Genomic DNA, 15,707 nt, shown 5'->3' on the forward strand with positions numbered 1-15,707 from the left:
TATGATGTGGCTACCAATGTGGGCTGATTGATATATGTACTACAAAGATCAACAGCCCCTAATAATATCGGCTTGTTTACCCACACTCAAATCGCCTAATTGGGTATCTTGGCCAAGCAGTTTAGCTGCACTCACGGTTGCCGATTTAATTGCCTGTGCTTCACTCATACCATTACTTACCAGTAAGCTAAACTCGTTAGCATTAAGGCCATGGCGCGATACGCCTGAGTCAGTGCCAAAGGCAATATTTACCTCATTTTTTAGCGCTAATTTAAACGATGCCTGCATTTTAGGTGTTACTTCGCGCACTTTATCTGCAATAGCTATTGGCATGTTTGGATTACTAATTGCTTCTTCGCTCACTGTGGCACCAGCCAGCAAAGTAGGTACTAAGTAAGCTCCGGTTTTTTTAAACAGTGCTATAGCCTCTTTATCTAAATACGAGCCATGCTCTATTGAGTTTACACCCGCTTTAAGCGCGGCTTTTATGCCTTGCGTGCCATGTGCATGAGCGGCTACTTTACGCCCTAAATGATGCGCGGTATCTACAATTGCACTAAGCTCTGCGTCGCTTAATTGTTGATTAACGCCTGCGGCGGTATTACTTAATACGCCACCGGTGGCGGTAATTTTTATAACATCGGCACCACTTTTAATCACTTCGCGCGTGGCTCTGCGGCAATCGTCTGCGCCGTTACAAATACCTAATGATGCACCAACACCGTCACTTATATCTTTACGATAGCCATGTAAATCGGCGTGCCCACCAGTGGGCGATACTGTATTGCCTGCGGCAAAAATGCGCGGACCATTAATATCATTACGCTCAATGGCGCGCTTTAGCGGAAAAATAACCTGATAGTTACTGCCTAAGTCTCGCACTGAGGTAAAGCCTGCATTTAAAGTACGCTGTAAATATTTAATTGAACGCAGCGCGTTATCTGCTTCGTATTCGGTAGTCCAGCGATGCCTGCTAACATTGGCATCGCGCTCAAAAGTAACATGCACGTGCATGTCTATTAGCCCAGGCATTACAAAGTGATTTTTAAGGTCTATTACTTGCGCGCCGGGCAAACTCAGTGCATCTTTACTTACATAGCCGCTTTTAATTGCTGAAATTTTATCATCGGCTATTACCAGTGTTTGCTCAGTTTTAACCGTTTGCTCTGTACCTAGCATCACACTGCCCGCATAAATAATTTTATATTGTTGTGCTAATGCCATATTTGTTGTTAACGCTAAAGTGATTGCAGTAAATGTAGTTATTAGTGTAGTTTTCATACTTGCTCCTTTTAAGCTCTACCTTTAACCCAATTAACTATAAATTGCTACATTTACGCTACAAAAACCCTTTTAATAAGCTATCATTTTTTATCTCCTTGGGTATTTACTAGTGTTAAAAGCCATTTTTTGGTATAACTTATTCATTAGTAATACATGTCAGACCACTTTTTAAGAGAACACACTATGCCTTACGCACACATCACTGGTTGGGGTAAATGCATTCCACCAGCAAGCATTAGTAACGACGAAATTAGCAAAATAGTGGATACCACAGACGAGTGGATAACATCACGAACAGGTATTAAATCTCGCAGAGTTAGCCATGTAAGTACTGCAGAGCTTGCTACTGTTGCGGCTAAGCATGCGATTGCTTGTGCCGGTATTGACGCTAAAGATATTGATTTAGTTATTTTAGCCACCTGTACGCCATCAACTATGGTGGCAAATACTGCGTCGTTAGTGCAAAAGAATATTGGCGCTGTGGGCGCTGCCGCTATGGACACTAACGCAGCTTGTTCAGGGTTTTTATATGCTCTACAAGCAGCAACAGCGCAAATACAAGCCGGTATGATTAAAAAGGCTGTGGTTATTGCTGCAGAGCGCATGACTTGGTATGTAAACTGGTCGCGCCGTGACAGTGCGGTATTATTTGGCGATGGCGCGGGTGCCGTAGTACTCGAAGCTGCCGATACACCTGCAGGTTTACTTGCGACTAAAACCGGTTGTGACAGTACAGATCGTGATATTTTACATATCGAAAACTTTGGTAGTGACTTAAATAAATATGAGCCGATTGGCCCATCTAATTTACTATTCGAAGGCCGTGAAATATTTAAGCGCGCTGTAAAAGGCATGAGTGAAGCATGCGACGACGTACTAGCCCAAGCAAATTTAAGCCTAGACGATATAAACGTATTAGTGCCGCATCAAGCTAACTTACGTATTATTCAGGCCATTCAGCACCGTTTAAAAGTGCCCGATGAAAAAGTAATGGTTAATATTGGCCAGTACGGTAATACATCGGCAGCGACAATTGCCATTGCACTTTGCGAGGCGGTGGAGCAAGGTTTAATTAAACCACACTCAAATATTATGTCGGCAGCCTTTGGCGCTGGCCTTACGTGGGCTGCTAGTTATATTAAATGGGGCGAGCGTGTAACACCTATTAGTGTAAGTGATGCACAACTTCCTCCTTGCGATAAAACCGGCTTAGAGTTAGTTGCTCCAGCGGTAAAAGCATGTAAAGAAGCAGAGCCAACCTAAATAGGCAGCTACTTATTGAAACGCACTTAATTGTGCGTTTTTTGTTTTTAGTGTTTGTATTTAATTACACAATTTAGAGAGCGCGTTATGAAACTACTTGGCATTCATCATGCCGCTATTATTTGCAGCGACTACCCTCGCGCTAAGCATTTTTATAACAAAATATTAAAGCTTAAAATTATTAATGAGCACTTTAGGGAAGCACGAAATTCTTATAAGTTAGATTTAGCTTTACCTGATGGCAGTCAAATTGAGTTATTTTCGTTTGCTGGCGCACCAGAGCGCCCAAGTTACCCTGAAGCACAAGGGTTAAGGCATTTGGCATTTAAAGTAAGTGATGTGCACGTGGCTAAAGTGTATTTAGAGTCGCAAGGGGTTAGTGTAGAGGACATAAGAGAAGATGAAATAACCGGCAAAAAGTTTACTTTTTTTGCCGATCCAGATAATTTACCGCTTGAGTTGTATGAGGTTTAACACCTCATACTAAATACTCGATTATTAGTTAAAACGGTTTTGCAGGTAATTAAATACAGCACGAATACCTAACGCTTCTCCGCCTACTGGGCGACCTGGTAGAGCACGTAAGTTCCATGCCATTACATCAAAATGTACCCAAGGCGTAGTTGGCTCAATAAATTCTTTTAAATACAGTGCAGCGGTAATTGCACCGCCAAATGGGGTGCTTGCACAGTTTGCCATATCGGCAACATCACTGTTTAAAAATGACTTATATTGATCAAATAACGGCAGTTGCCATACCGGATCGCTTACACTCAACCCTGCGTCCATAATACTATTAGCAATAGTACGCTCAGTACAGAAAAACCCTGGTAGTTCAGTGCCCAAAGCAACTCGACACGCACCTGTTAAGGTAGCAAAGTCAATGATAAGCTCAGGCTCGTCGTTTTGGGCTTCGCTAAGCGCGTCACATAATACTAAACGTCCTTCGGCATCGGTATTGTCAATTTCAACCATAATGCCTTTACGGGTTTTTACTACATCGCCAGGGCGAAATGCGTTACGCGAAACCGCGTTTTCAACCGCAGGTACTAACACGCGTAATCTAATTGGTAAATTAGCAGCCATTATAAGCTGAGCAAGCGCAATAACATGCGCTGCGCCGCCCATGTCTTTTTTCATGTTACGCATACCGGCACTCGGTTTTAAGTCAAGCCCGCCTGAGTCAAAACATACACCTTTACCAACCAAAGTAATTAATGGTGCGTCTTTTGCGCCCCATTTTAAGTCGAGTAAACGCGGCTTATTTTCACTCGCACGACCAACCATATGAATTGTTGGGTAGTTTTGCTCTAACAGCTCATCTCCAATCCACTGAGTAAAGCCTCCATCAAAGGTGTCGGCTAAATCACTCATGACTTGTGCTAAATGTTGCGGCATCATATCGGCAGCCGGGGTATTAACTAAATCGCGGGCTAAACCAATTGCGTCGGCTTGTTGTTTTATTTGCTCGTAAAGTGTTTTGTCAGCAATACCTAACTGCGCTTTTGCGGTAACTTTTTCTTTGTACTCACTAAATTCATAACCACCCAATACAAAACCTAAAGCAAGCTGCTCTATTAGGTGTTTTTCACCTTGAATTTGATAACAACCTACCGGTAACTTGGTGGCTAAGTCGCCTGCAGCCCAAAAGTCATCACTGCTGCGTATTATGCAATAAACATGGTTAAGCTCACCCGTTTCAGGGTTTGGTACTAATGCTAGCCCATGCTTTTCAAAACCACTATTTGCTAACCAGTTTTGTACAAATGTAGGTTGCTGCGTAAGCCAATCGGTTAATTCGTTTTTAAGGATAAAAGATAAAGGAATTCCAGAAGAAGTATGACGAAGTAATGCACTCATTAAATGACTCACAAAATATAAATGGTCACTAAGCATAACAATAAGGAGACGCAAAAGGTATCGCTAATTTTGCCAATTATAGATTACTTTTTTAATGAGTTTTGTGGGTCTTGTTTTTGATTTTCTTGAGCTATTTCACGATCAAGCTCTTTAACTGAACGATTCATATTGAAGGAGCTAGGCAAAACATCAACGCCAACTAAGCGGCCCAGTTTAACCACTAAGGGAATAGTTAAAGGCGCAAACGGTAATATGGCAAATACCCCTAAACCCAAACCCTTTAAAATATCTACAAATTGCTCGTTTGCACGCTTTAATTCGGCTTTATTTGTTTGCCCTTGTGTGTAGCGTTTATAAATTGAAAGCATTTCTTTTGTTTCTTGTCTTTCTTGCGCAAGCGCAATTTTAAGCGCAACCATAGCACGACGAAAACGCAATTGCTGGCGCTTGGAACTAATTTTAACAACCCGCCATGGTGCGCGGTGTATGACTTTATATAATCGCATTGGCGTATTCTCACACAGGGATTCAAGTTCACAAAGAATAATTTACATGCCAAGGTCAATACTTTATTATTTACAGCCTTTTTAGTATTTAAAAAATCTTAATATGCAATTAAATATACTACCTGCAGTCGCAAAACCAGAAAAACCTAAGCCGGACGAGTGCTGTGGTGGTGGAAGTTGTTGCCCATGCGTATGGGATGAATATAAAAAGCAGCTCGCTATTTGGAAGCGTGAAAATGAGCAACACGCAATAACAATAAAGTAACAAAAACACTTAAACCCTCATTCAAACTCCCCTTAATTTAACCGTTTCCTTAATCAAACTGCGCATTACAAGCAGCACACACTGTATTATTGCAATTTCATACAAAACACCCTCATTGTTAAATAATAGTTAATTATTAATTTCTCTACTTGTTTTTTCTCTATAGTCTATAAGCTGGACTCACAGGAAGTGGGCTTAATTTATCGAATCCTTCCGAGAAAACCCATTGATCGACGCGAAGCGGCGTCGATGGGATGAATCGGAATAACTAGCCCTGATTTTGAATGTATTTTCGAATTGTATCAGCAGAAGCATTTCCAACTGAGCAAACAAAATACCCGTCAGACCAAAAGATTTTCTCAATCCAGAATTGCTTTTTCAACCACTTAAATCTCGACCATAGGCTTTGTGTCGTTGATTGTTTAATTCTACGAACATAACTCGCAACACAAATGGTCGGGGAAATCGTAAGCAATATGTGTATATGATCTTTGTCTACCTCGATCTCTTCAATATTAAATTCTGAGCGCTCTGCAATTTCAGAAATTTTTGTTTTACAAATTCACCTAAGTTACCTTGTAGCAATTGCCTTCTATATTTCACAACTAAGATTAAATGTAACGCTATTAGATATTTGCAGTGTGATTTAGTTTCATATTCTATCTTGACAACCCTTTCATACACAGTAGTCTATACAGTGTATGAAAAAGACGCTTAGATACAATTACAGACTGAATCCTACACCAGAACAAGAAGCTAAACTCATAGAGTTTGGCGCGACTGCGCGTGGTATTTGGAACTTATTACTGTCTGAAAATATGCGTCGATATGAGTTCGATAAAACATTCTTGTTCTACAATGATATGGCCTCGCTTCTTAAGGAAATAAAGCCTTTTGAAGAGTTTACGTGGATTAAGTCTTTTGACTCGGCAGCAGCTCAGCAAGTTGCTCGCGACTTAGAAACAGCGTTAAAGAACGCAATCTCGAAAGGCCGTTTGCAGCGCTTTCCAAAGCATAAAATCTCATACAAAAAGAAAAAACTTCACAACGATTCATTTCGAGCGGTAAACAATTCTAATTGCATCCGTATTGAAGATGGCACTATCAGTATTCCAAAAGTTGGTAAAGTGCCTATCATTTTACATCGCGAACTGGCTAGCAAAATCAAAACGGTAACTGTTCAGTTTCGCCACGGTAAATGGGAATGCAGTATTACTCAAGAAGTGGAGTGCAAAACAGCTAAACAAGTTTTAAAAACAATCACAGGTTTTGACATTAACTCAAAGCAAACGGTAGTTGGCTCGAACGGCTACGTGGCCGACAATCCAAAGTTTTTAAAGCAATCAAAAGCCAAATTAAATCAATTGCAACGTCAGCTTGCCCGCCGAAATAAAGGCTCAAATCGCTGGCACAAAACAAGACAACGCATCAATAAATTACACGGTAAGATCTCAAGGCAAAGGCTCGACTTTGCACACCAAATCTCACGACAGATAACCAATGAAAATGACATTTTAGTGTTTGAAGATTTAAACGTAAAAGCGATGCAAAAATTCAATGGCAGTATGGTAGCTGACAATGTGATGGCTCTGATAACTCAGCTTTCAAAATACAAGGCTGAGCTTGAAGGCAAGCTCTATCATGAAATTGGTCGATTTGAAAAATCGACTGGGATTTGCGCAGAATGCGGCCAGCACCATGTTTTAACATTGAACGATAGACATTTCATTTGTGTGGCTTGCGGAGTGCATCAAAATCGGGACCTTTCAGCGGCTAAAAGCATAGCGAACACAGGTGAGTTAGACTTAATAGCGGCTGGAATCGTCGCAAGGGTTAATCCCACTTCTCAGCGGAAAGCAGCTAATAAAATGAAAGTCTTCGAGCTATCGAAGTTTGCTGTTGGATCTGAGAAAAAAAGAAGCAGCCTAGCATTCATAAGCTAGACTGTAGAAGCCCATTGATCGACACGGAGTGGCGTCGGTGGGTAGTTCACTAAGCTTTAAGGAGTCAGCAAGTATTACCTTACTCCCCATGAAATGTGACTAGTCCGCTACAAAAATAACTCGTGTTACACAAACATGATTAACAAAACTATTCTAACTGGGGATATTTAGAATGAAATTAAAAAGCAATGTGCTAAACTAGGCAGTTAAATTTGCCTTAGCCACCACTACAGCCGGATTATTTATATCTGGCTCTGCTATTGCAGCCGACGCGCAAACAACAACCAAAGTTAATAAACTTTGTATTAAAAGATGCCTCTGAAGGTGGCTCTCTTGAAGTGCGTAAGGGCGAGTATTACGAAGGTGATGGCGACACCACTCAAGTTTCGGGCAATATTGGTCTTCCATTTACCGACAATGGCTTTGCAAATTTAAGCTTTCAATATAAAACCGCAGATGCAACCAGCCGCTCAGTACAACGCTTTGATGCTAAAGCACTTAATGATGCCGGCGTGCCCGACATAGCACCTATTACTCAAGTATGGGGCGCACCTGAGGTTAACGACGACATTTCAATTTTTGGTAATGTAGGTTTAGAGCTAACCAATAACTCAGAGTTTTACATGTTTGGTAACTACTCTGAGCGCGATGTAAGAGGTGGTTTTTATTACCGTAACCCTCACACTCGCCCGGGTGCTTATTCAAACGATGGCGGCGATACTTTACTCGTTGGCGATTTAACCGGTGATATGAGTGGCAACTGCCCAACTATTGCCATTGATGATAACGTGCTTGATAATCCAGATTATATTAATGGGGTGGCAAATAACCCAGATTGTTTTGCATTTAATGAAATGCTGCCGGGTGGTTTTACACCAAACTTTGGCGGTAATATTACCGATGCGTCACTCACTATTGGTACTAAAGGTCAGTTTACTGATGGCTTTTTAAAGGATGTATATTACGACTTAAGCGGCACGGTTGGTTATAATGAATCTCGCTACTTTATTTACGACACGATCAATGCGTCTTTAGGCCCAGAAAGCCCACGTGACTTTAGCCCAGGTAAATACGAACAATTAGAGAAAAACTTTAACTTTGATCTATCCAAAGGTTTTGATTTTGGCCTAGCATACGATGTAAACATAGCATCAGGCCTAGAATGGCATGAAGAAACCTTTACTGTGATCTCTGGCGATGAAGCCTCGTTTATTGCAGGGCCACTTACCGATCAAGGCTTTGGTATTGGTTCAAATGGCTTCCCGGGGTTTAAACCCTCTGATGCCGGTGAATATAGCCGTCGTAACTACGCCGCTTATGTTGATATAGAAGCGCCCTTTACTGAAGAGTTTTTAATGGGTCTAGCCGTTCGTTTTGAAGATTACGATACCTTTGGCACGACAACTAACTACAAATTAATGGCTCAGTATCACTTAACTGAAGATTTAAATATTCGTGGTTCAATCAGCACAGGTTTTAGAGCGCCAACGGTTGGCCAAGCTAATGTGAGTAACGTACAAACAAACCTTAGCAGCGGTGTATTAGTAGATTCAGCATTATTACCACCTACTAACCCAATTGCGATACAACTTGGCGGGCAAGAATTAGAGCCTGAAGAATCACAAAGCTATACTTTTGGCGCTGTGTACACGCTAGGCGATTTATTTTTAACGGTAGATTATTACAATATTAAAGTTGATGAGCGCATTAGTCAATCTGATAAAATTGAACTTAGCCAAGCAGACAAAGACAAACTTACTGCCTCGGGCATTCCTAACGTACAAAACCTAGCACAGGTAAGCTTTTTTACTAATGACTTTGACACCACTACACAAGGTGTTGATTTAGTGGCTAACTACTCAACTGAGTTACTTAATGGCAGCTCAACATTTAGCTTAGCGTACAACTGGAATGAAACCGAAGTTACCCGCTCAACCATTATTACAGGGCCGTTTAAAGTAAGCCGTCTTGAGAATGACTTACCTAATCATCGTGCAACTCTAAGCTGGGCACAACAATGGGAAAGCTTCTCTGCGTTTACCCGCGTAAACTACTTTGGTGAATACCAAGGTGTGCATGTAGATTATGACGAAACAGCTAAAATGGCAGATGCTGCGGTTACCTTAGATGCTGAAATTACTTCTTTTTTAAACGAATCAATGAGCTTTTCTGTAGGTGCACAAAACTTACTTGACCAAGAAGCTGAAAAACTTGATTTTAGTGGCGCTAGCGACTTTATCCCTAATAATAATTGGGGTGGTCAATACTACGAAACATCACCATTTGGTATTAACGGTGGTTATTATTACTCGAATTCAAGTATTAAGTGCAATCATTATGCAGCCACCAGTATTTCTGATTGCCCCGTAAATAATTCATGAGGGGTTTTATACCCTCTTGTTTTTCTTGGCCGATGGTTGAGCTTATCAACTGCCGCCTGTATCTCTGCTTCACTTAGCGCCATAAAGTCAGTTCCCTTGGGGAAGAAGCGTCTAAGTAAGCCGTTGGTATTCTCATTTATGCCCCGCTCCCATGATGAATAGGGATGAGCGAAATACACATCAGCTTCTAATGCTTGTGCAACATGCTCATGGTGAGCAAACTCTTTTCCATTATCTAACGTCACGGTAATAACCCTATCTTTATATGGTGTCATACACTTGATCAGCGCATCGGCTGTTATTTTCGCATGCTTGCTTTCAATTCTGTGAACGACTGTATATAACGTTTTACGTTCAACCATTGTGACAAGCGCATTTTTACGCCCTTTACCTATCACTGTATCGCCCTCCCAATCACCAATCCTAGACTTTGAATCCACAATACTTGGGCGTTCATCAATGCTGACTCGATTAACTATCTGTCCACGTTTATCATAGCTTCCATAGCGTTTTTTATACTTTTTACATGCACGAGTGAGTGTCTTATGTAGCTTGCCACCACGAGCCTTGTCTCTGTAAATATATTGATAAATTGTTTCATGATGTAAAACGACCTGTTTCTCTAAAGCTAAGCGGCCTGCCACTTGCTCAGGGGAAAGTCCGTCATGCAACAATTTATTAATCCAGTGAGTGACGTCCTCTGTTAACTTACTTGCTTTGAAAGATGACTTACGTCTTTGTTCAGCAAAGTTATTGGCTTGGTTAGGCCGATAGCCTTTAAGTCCTTTATTGCGTTTTAGCTCTCTAGAAATAGATGACGGTGAACGAGTTAGTTCTTCAGCTATCTGCTTTTGGTTATTTCCTGCTTTTATTAACGCGTAAATCTGGTATCTTTCTTCTTGTGTCAGCTGTTTATATTTCATTAAAGCAATTTCCTTTGGCGAGAAAATGGCCGAATTATAACAGCTGGCCATCTAATCTGAGAAATTGCACTTATTATCCGAATTTAGGTTACGTTAAAGCAACTTATACTTTTTAATCCTTATTGGTCATAAGGTAAAGGCGAAATGTGAAAGACATTTCGCCTTTTTCGCTGTATAGATAGTCAAGACAGAATCAACAGGAATGTTAAAGTTACAATGCTACTTAAAAAAGCGAATCAGTTACTGGCAGAAAACAAACTTAAAGATGCTGAGTTTTACTACAAAACAATACTTAAAGCCGATGCTGATAACGGCGAAGCCCTGTTTGGTTTAGGCCGAATTGCACTGCGCTTAGAGCGTAATGATGATGCTGTATATTTATTACAAAAAGCCTGTGAACGCCTGCCTTATATGCTTGAACCTCTACACGCACTGGCTGATGCATTTAATAATGTAAATTCACCAAATGATGCGCTAAAAGTGCTTGAGTACGCAAAAAACTTAGCCAGTAATAACCCCGACCCACATTACTATTTAGCCCAGCACTATTTAACGTCTGGTGAGCTAGATAAAGCCCATACTACTTTTTCGCATGCACTGAGCTTAGGCGTTTACCCCGTTACAGCGTATATTTTATTAGAATTGGTACAATTGGGGCGTTTTGACAAAGAACATAACTACCTCAGTAACTTGCATCACTTGCTAACGCAAACTAATAATTTACGCCTTAAAATGGTGTGCTATTACGCTTTGGCAAAAAGTTACGACAAACTAGAGGATACAGAGCAGGCATTTAACTACTTTGTGTTAGCTAACAAATTACAACGAAAACTAAGCGAATTTGATACCCAAGATCTTACTACTTTTTACGACGACATAATAAAGTACAATACAGCTGCTCTTTTAAGTTCAGCAAATAAAAGTGTGAAAGGTGGCATTACTCCTCTATTCATCATTGGCATGCCACGCAGCGGCTCAACTCTACTTGAACAGATGCTGGTAAACCATAGCCAATGTTCAAGCATGGGTGAAAGTATGAGTATAAGTAGTGATGTGATGGTGTTTTTAGAACAAAAAACCGGTTTTGGTTACCCACTGTGTTTAAATCATTTAACACATGAGTTAATTAATAAAGCCCGCGACCTTTATATAACAAAATTAAAAACAGCAAGCCCCTCTCGCCCCTTTGTTATTAATAAACTGCCGAGTAACTATCAGGCTATTGGGCTTATTTATATGCTATTTCCATATGCAAAATTTATTAATTTAACACGCGATTTTAATGCCACTGCATTTTCGGTATTTAGTAATTATTTTGCCGAAAACGAGCCTTACTTTTGCTCGTTAACCGAGTTTAAGCAATATCATAGCTTGTACGAAAAATTAATGGCGCATTGGCAAACATTTCCGGCACTGCAAATATATAACCTAAGTTATGAGCAATTAGTAACGGACCCCAAAGGCCAACTCACTGCACTACTTAGGTTTATAGGTTGCTCGTTTGAAGAAAATTGCTTGGCATTTTATAAACAAAAAATCGCGGTTACCACACTCAGCAAACACGCTATACGTGAACCGGTTAATCTGCACAATGTTGATAAGTGGCAACGCTACAAAACGCCATTACTTAAGCTTTTGGCGCAGTCGCAAACCAATTAAGTACATCTTTAAACTGCTCATTACGCGCATGCGGATGGGTTAACATATTAATATGGTCGTAATCTATTTTATGGCCATAACGACGTCCATAAATTTGCATTTTTTGTACCCCAGGACCCGACTCTTCCATAAACTTTTGAATATCTATTGGTTGTGCGAGGGCTTTATCTTTTGCGCCTGCAATATGCAGCGTTGGCGGCAAGGTTAATTGTGCAACGGCTTTAGCGTAATCAAAGTTATCGTCACTGTCTATCCAAGGTGTTTTTTTAGCCCACTGCATACTTTGCCAATGCGACTTTTGTGTTTCATCGTCACTGCCCCACTTTAAGCGTTTAGCCGGTAAGTACCCATGCTTTTTAGCCATTAACGGCGCCATAAAATACCAAATGAAATTAGCTTGAAGTAACTTTTTAGGGTGATTATTAAATAACGAGCGCTTAGTGCCAAAGTAAGCACAGGCTTTTACGTCGTTAATATAATTTGGGAATCGTGCAAATGCGCTATTCATTAACACTCCACCCCAAGAGTGAGCCAGCCAATAATCTGGTTTTTTCCCCTCTAACTGCTCTATTTTATCTATAAATGCAGGAATATCTTCTAAAATAGCTTCGGTTTGACCATAACGAGCATGCTTGTCTATAACCGGTTTACTTTCACCACGACCACGTAAATCAGCCACATAACACACAAACCCTTGCTCGGCTAAAAAAGGCGCTAAGCCTTTGTTGCTATGGGTATAAAATATTTTACCGTTTTCTACCGCGCCATGCATAAAAAACGCCACTGCGCCATTTGGCTTATCGCTACTAATACGACGTAAATGCAGTGTTTGCTGATCGGCTAATGTTATAAATACTGATTGCTGAGTGATTGCCACAGTGAGTCCTTTTTAATTGCTAACAGCTCATCCTACCAGTAACAACCTCGTAGCCATAGGGAAAATTATCACGTTTTTATCTCGGTATTTGTTACAATTAACTTTTATTCCTGTTGTAAAAATAATCATCATGAAAGCAAGCACCTCACGCGCAAAACTACACCCTCGTAATCAACATTTAAATGGCTACGATCTTGACCTATTAACTGAGCAGCATCCTGCACTTTCTGCTTTTATTATTACAACACCTGCAGGTACAAAAAGTATTGATTTTAGCGATAACAAAGCGGTAAAAACCCTTAATCAAGCCCTTTTAAAAGCCCATTACAATGTAGATTTTTGGGATATTCCACAGCATAACTTATGCCCACCTATTCCGGGACGAGTAGACTATATTCATTATTTGGCCGACTTATTAGCTGACGATAACCAAACGCAAATTCCCACTGGCCGTCAAGTTAAAGTATTAGATATTGGCACCGGCGCTAATTTAGTTTACCCGCTCACAGGTGGGCATGAATATAACTGGCATTTTACTGGCACCGATATTGACCCTGCAGCCATTAAAGTAGCAAAACAAATTGCGCAATTTAATAATTTAAAAATAACCTTAAAACAGCAAAAAAATGCCGCAAATATATTCAAAGGAGTTATAAACAGTAAAGATCTGTACCACTTAACGCTGTGTAACCCGCCGTTTCATGCCAGCAGCGAAGACGCTGTTAAAGGTAGTGAACGTAAATGGAAAAACCTTGGCAAAGCACCTAGCAGCACACTTAACTTTGGTGGTCAAAATAACGAGCTATGGTGCGAAGGCGGTGAAGTGCAATTTATCTCTAATATGATTAAAGAAAGTGCAGCCGTTGCAGAGCAAGTAATGTGGTTTACCTCTTTGGTGTCGAAAAAAGATAATATTGCGGCTTTAGAGCAAGAATTAAAACAACACCCTATAGCCCAATATAAAATAGTTGATATGGCACAAGGGCAAAAAGTTAGTCGTTTTATTGCTTGGAGTTATTTTGATAAAGCCACGCGTGAGCAAATTTGCGAAGAACTCGAATAATAATATAGTAAGGATTAACCCTATGATAGATTTTCGCTCAGATACGGTAACTAAACCCTCTAAAGCTATGCGCGATATAATGTATAACGCCCCTGTAGGCGATGACGTATATGGCGATGATGAAAGTGTTAACCAACTAGAAGCATATGCATGTGAGCGCTTTGAATTTGCGGAGGCACTTTTTTGTAGCTCAGGTACTCAAGCTAACTTATTGGCGTTAATGGCACATTGTGAGCGCGGAGACGAATACATTTGCGGTCAAAGCGCCCATAACTATAAATTTGAAGGCGGCGGCGCAGCCGTTTTAGGCTCAATACAACCCCAGCCAATTGAAAACGAAGCAGACGGTACACTTTGCTTTAATAAAATAGCGGCGGCAATAAAGCCTGATGATAATCATTTTGCCAACACTCGCTTATTAAGCCTTGAAAACACCATAGGCGGTAAAGTACTTGCACTTGACTATCTTGCTGCAGCGCGCAAGTTTGTAAACCAACACAGCTTATCGCTACACCTAGATGGTGCTCGCGCGTTTAATGCAGCAGCCGATCTTAATGTGGATATAACTGCTATTACTCAGCACTTTGATTCTGTTTCGATTTGTTTATCTAAAGGGTTAGGTGCGCCGGTTGGCTCGTTATTGCTCGGTTCAAAAGCGCTGATTAGCAAAGCAAGACGCTGGCGAAAAGTACTTGGCGGCGGTATGCGCCAAGCAGGAATGTTAGCAGCAGCAGGGCAATACGCACTTGAGCATAATGTAAAACGCTTAAGCGATGATCATGCTAATGCGCGCTACCTAGCGCAGCAATTAAGTACACTTAATGGCTTTAACGTTAACATGAAAAACACCACCAACATGGTTTATGCCAGCTGCGAGCCTAATATAAATATACAGCAGCTAGCAGCTAATTTAAAAGCGCAAGGAATACTGTTTAGTCCAAGTAAGCAACTTAGGTTAGTAACTCACTTAGACATAACTAAAGCAGATATAGACACCTTTATAAAGGCATTAGCGGCCCATATTTAACGCGGCTTTATAATGTTTGCGGCACACCGATTCATACCGGTTGTTGCCGCCTATTTCTACTTGGTTACCATCGGCTATTGCATCGCCATTTTCATCGGTACGCAATACGTGGTTGGCTTTGCGGCCACAATGACACACAGTTTTAAGCTCTACTAGCTTATCAGCCCAAGCAAGTAAATACTGCGACCCGGTAAATAGCTCACCTCTAAAGTCGTTACGTAGGCCATAACATAGTACCGGAATACCCAGTTCATCAACCACATCAGTTAACTGCATCACTTGCTCTTTAGATAAAAACTGGCATTCGTCAACTAGTACACAATGGCGTTTTTTATCTTGATTTAATGACTGTATAAGCGCAAACACATCTTTGTTTTCATCAAAAATATGCGCATCGGCTTGCAGCCCAATTCGCGAAGATACCTTGCCTACTCCCGCTCTATCATCAATTGCAGCTGTGAGGATCACCGGCTCCATACCACGCTCTTGGTAATTAAATGCAGATTGTAATAAAGTGGTTGATTTACCCGCATTCATTGCAGAATAATAAAAGTATAATTGCGCCATTGCTGTGCCTTCAGATAAAAAGTGCGCTTATGCTACCTCAAACGAGCGTTAATACCAATTTGGTTTATGCATTTTATGCATTAAGAACT

General features: G+C 40.8%; 13 protein-coding genes and 1 pseudogene. 8 read left to right on the top strand and 6 right to left on the bottom strand.

Features of this window, described 5'->3' with window-relative positions:
• Positions 1–48: 48 nt before the first annotated feature.
• Positions 49–1,281, bottom strand: coding sequence for an amidohydrolase family protein (locus CIK86_RS15265; RefSeq protein WP_254910758.1), 1,233 nt, complete (start codon positions 1,279–1,281; stop codon positions 49–51).
• A gap of 186 nt (positions 1,282–1,467) precedes the next feature.
• Here CIK86_RS15265 and CIK86_RS15270 point away from each other — a divergent pair, with 186 nt between their 5' ends.
• Both CIK86_RS15270 and CIK86_RS15275 read left to right on the top strand, forming a co-directional pair.
• Complete coding sequence (locus CIK86_RS15270; RefSeq protein WP_011329933.1) at positions 1,468–2,547, top strand: ketoacyl-ACP synthase III; 1,080 nt, start codon at positions 1,468–1,470, stop codon at positions 2,545–2,547.
• Positions 2,548–2,634: 87 nt separating this feature from the next.
• On the top strand, positions 2,635–3,021 hold the full coding sequence (locus CIK86_RS15275) for a VOC family protein (RefSeq protein WP_086998013.1): 387 nt from the start codon (positions 2,635–2,637) through the stop codon (positions 3,019–3,021).
• Between the two features lie 24 nt (positions 3,022–3,045).
• Here CIK86_RS15275 and CIK86_RS15280 read toward each other — a convergent pair whose 3' ends face one another.
• Positions 3,046–4,407, bottom strand: a complete 1,362-nt coding sequence (locus CIK86_RS15280; RefSeq protein ID WP_086998017.1) for a leucyl aminopeptidase family protein — start codon at positions 4,405–4,407, stop codon at positions 3,046–3,048.
• Between the two features lie 83 nt (positions 4,408–4,490).
• Complete coding sequence (locus CIK86_RS15285) at positions 4,491–4,913, bottom strand: hypothetical protein (protein ID WP_041454912.1); 423 nt, start codon at positions 4,911–4,913, stop codon at positions 4,491–4,493.
• Positions 4,914–5,016: 103 nt separating this feature from the next.
• Between CIK86_RS15285 and CIK86_RS15290 the strand changes: the two genes are divergently transcribed.
• The 3 genes and pseudogenes from CIK86_RS15290 (at position 5,017) to CIK86_RS15305 (ending at position 9,502) form a co-directional block, all read left to right on the top strand.
• On the top strand, positions 5,017–5,178 hold the full coding sequence (locus CIK86_RS15290; protein WP_086998010.1) for an oxidoreductase-like domain-containing protein: 162 nt from the start codon (positions 5,017–5,019) through the stop codon (positions 5,176–5,178).
• 701 nt (positions 5,179–5,879) lie between these two features.
• A complete protein-coding gene (locus CIK86_RS15300; RefSeq protein ID WP_096317107.1) occupies positions 5,880–7,121 on the top strand; it encodes an RNA-guided endonuclease TnpB family protein in 1,242 nt (413 codons plus the stop codon).
• Positions 7,122–7,293: 172 nt separating this feature from the next.
• Positions 7,294–9,502, top strand: a pseudogene (locus CIK86_RS15305) (TonB-dependent receptor).
• Here CIK86_RS15305 and CIK86_RS15310 read toward each other — a convergent pair.
• Complete coding sequence (locus CIK86_RS15310; RefSeq protein ID WP_096317079.1) at positions 9,457–10,425, bottom strand: IS30 family transposase; 969 nt, start codon at positions 10,423–10,425, stop codon at positions 9,457–9,459. The pseudogene CIK86_RS15305 and the gene CIK86_RS15310 sit on opposite strands and share 46 nt — an antisense overlap.
• Positions 10,426–10,641: 216 nt before the next feature.
• On the opposite strand from CIK86_RS15310, the gene CIK86_RS15315 reads away from it, so the two are divergent.
• On the top strand, positions 10,642–12,084 hold the full coding sequence (locus tag CIK86_RS15315; RefSeq protein ID WP_086994523.1) for a sulfotransferase: 1,443 nt from the start codon (positions 10,642–10,644) through the stop codon (positions 12,082–12,084).
• On the opposite strand, the gene CIK86_RS15320 is transcribed toward CIK86_RS15315, so the two are convergent.
• Positions 12,053–12,961 (bottom strand): alpha/beta fold hydrolase, encoded by a 909-nt coding sequence (locus tag CIK86_RS15320; protein ID WP_011329927.1) that lies wholly within the window; start codon positions 12,959–12,961, stop codon positions 12,053–12,055. The two genes, CIK86_RS15315 and CIK86_RS15320, sit on opposite strands and share 32 nt — an antisense overlap.
• Before the next feature lie 130 nt (positions 12,962–13,091).
• On the opposite strand from CIK86_RS15320, the gene rlmF reads away from it, so the two are divergent.
• The gene (rlmF, locus tag CIK86_RS15325) at positions 13,092–14,024 is read left to right on the top strand and encodes a 23S rRNA (adenine(1618)-N(6))-methyltransferase RlmF (protein WP_041454980.1); all 933 of its coding nucleotides are present in this window, start codon (positions 13,092–13,094) and stop codon (positions 14,022–14,024) included.
• A gap of 22 nt (positions 14,025–14,046) precedes the next feature.
• Positions 14,047–15,051, top strand: a complete 1,005-nt coding sequence (ltaE, locus tag CIK86_RS15330) for a low-specificity L-threonine aldolase (protein ID WP_086994525.1) — start codon at positions 14,047–14,049, stop codon at positions 15,049–15,051.
• Here the strand turns inward: ltaE and CIK86_RS15335 are convergent.
• Positions 15,034–15,618, bottom strand: a complete 585-nt coding sequence (locus CIK86_RS15335; RefSeq protein ID WP_011329924.1) for a thymidine kinase — start codon at positions 15,616–15,618, stop codon at positions 15,034–15,036. The two genes, ltaE and CIK86_RS15335, sit on opposite strands and share 18 nt — an antisense overlap.
• Positions 15,619–15,707 lie beyond the last annotated feature (89 nt).

The organism is Pseudoalteromonas sp. JB197, from assembly GCF_002332205.1.
In the GTDB taxonomy this organism is placed as follows: Bacteria; Pseudomonadota; Gammaproteobacteria; order Enterobacterales; family Alteromonadaceae; genus Pseudoalteromonas; species Pseudoalteromonas nigrifaciens.

What these genes read in the sequence shown, in the direction of transcription:
- CIK86_RS15265 (WP_254910758.1), bottom strand. Translation starts at nt 1,281, where the DNA reads ATGAAAACTACACTAATAACTACATTTACTGCAATCACTTTAGCGTTA.
- CIK86_RS15270 (WP_011329933.1), top strand. Translation starts at nt 1,468, where the DNA reads ATGCCTTACGCACACATCACTGGTTGGGGTAAATGCATTCCACCAGCA.
- CIK86_RS15275 (WP_086998013.1), top strand. Translation starts at nt 2,635, where the DNA reads ATGAAACTACTTGGCATTCATCATGCCGCTATTATTTGCAGCGACTAC.
- CIK86_RS15280 (WP_086998017.1), bottom strand. Translation starts at nt 4,407, where the DNA reads ATGAGTGCATTACTTCGTCATACTTCTTCTGGAATTCCTTTATCTTTT.
- CIK86_RS15285 (WP_041454912.1), bottom strand. Translation starts at nt 4,913, where the DNA reads ATGCGATTATATAAAGTCATACACCGCGCACCATGGCGGGTTGTTAAA.
- CIK86_RS15290 (WP_086998010.1), top strand. Translation starts at nt 5,017, where the DNA reads ATGCAATTAAATATACTACCTGCAGTCGCAAAACCAGAAAAACCTAAG.
- CIK86_RS15300 (WP_096317107.1), top strand. Translation starts at nt 5,880, where the DNA reads ATGAAAAAGACGCTTAGATACAATTACAGACTGAATCCTACACCAGAA.
- CIK86_RS15310 (WP_096317079.1), bottom strand. Translation starts at nt 10,425, where the DNA reads ATGAAATATAAACAGCTGACACAAGAAGAAAGATACCAGATTTACGCG.
- CIK86_RS15315 (WP_086994523.1), top strand. Translation starts at nt 10,642, where the DNA reads ATGCTACTTAAAAAAGCGAATCAGTTACTGGCAGAAAACAAACTTAAA.
- rlmF (WP_041454980.1), top strand. Translation starts at nt 13,092, where the DNA reads ATGAAAGCAAGCACCTCACGCGCAAAACTACACCCTCGTAATCAACAT.
- ltaE (WP_086994525.1), top strand. Translation starts at nt 14,047, where the DNA reads ATGATAGATTTTCGCTCAGATACGGTAACTAAACCCTCTAAAGCTATG.
- CIK86_RS15335 (WP_011329924.1), bottom strand. Translation starts at nt 15,618, where the DNA reads ATGGCGCAATTATACTTTTATTATTCTGCAATGAATGCGGGTAAATCA.